Genomic DNA, 741 nt, shown 5'->3' with positions numbered 1-741 from the left:
GTCGGGGCTGTCGGGGTCGTCGTCGGGGTGGTCGAAGATGGCGGTGACGTGCTCGACGACGTCGAGGTCGTACATCCCGGCGCCGATCGGCCCGGTGAGGGTGAGCATCACCTCGGACTCGATCTCCCCGACCGACGCCCCGAGCACTCCGGCGCGGGTGAGGCGCTGCCGGACGGCGTGGGCGAGGGCGACGATGCGGTGGTGGGCGTCCTGGGCGGGGTCCTCGGGCAGGTCCCGCCCGGAGAGCTCCACCGCCCCCGACGGCGCGGAGCGCAACGTGACCCGCCGCCGGGCGATCGCCGCGGCCCGGCGCCGCTCGGCCCACTCGGGGTCGACCGCGGCGGCTTCGCGCCCGACCAGCTGCTTGAGCGCGGTGAACGCCAACCCCGGGGCGGCGTCGAGGACCTTGTCGACGACTGCGCGGGCCTGGGTGTCGTCGAGGTCGGCGACCAGGTCGACGATGTCGCGGGCCTTGTGCTCCTCCAACCGGCCCGCCGCCATCTCCTCACCCAGCCGGGGGAGCCGCTCCAGCACCTGGCGGGCGAACTCGATGCGGTAGGACGCGTAGCCCTCCGACCAGCCCAGCGAGGCGGCGACGATCTTCCCGGCGCGGCGCCGGGACCGGATGCGCTCGGTGGTGCCGGCCTTGGCCCGGGAGCATTCGAGGATCCAGCGGGAGAGCTGCCAGGCCTGGGTGTTCGCGGCGGCGAACTGGGCGCTCATCCCGGCGTCGACCCACTG

The 741-nt window shown here is 74.9% G+C and carries 1 protein-coding gene; it reads right to left on the bottom strand.

Going from position 1 to position 741, the window contains the following annotated elements:
* Positions 1-723 (bottom strand): DUF222 domain-containing protein (locus ACFPBZ_RS29480; RefSeq protein WP_378039660.1); only part of this gene is annotated, 723 nt, incomplete at its 3' end.
* Between the last annotated feature and the right edge of the window lie 18 nt (positions 724-741).

Source organism: Actinomycetospora atypica, from assembly GCF_042653685.1.
GTDB classification, from domain to species: Bacteria; Actinomycetota; Actinomycetes; order Mycobacteriales; family Pseudonocardiaceae; genus Actinomycetospora; species Actinomycetospora atypica.
This window is presented reverse-complemented; position numbering and strand designations above follow the sequence as displayed.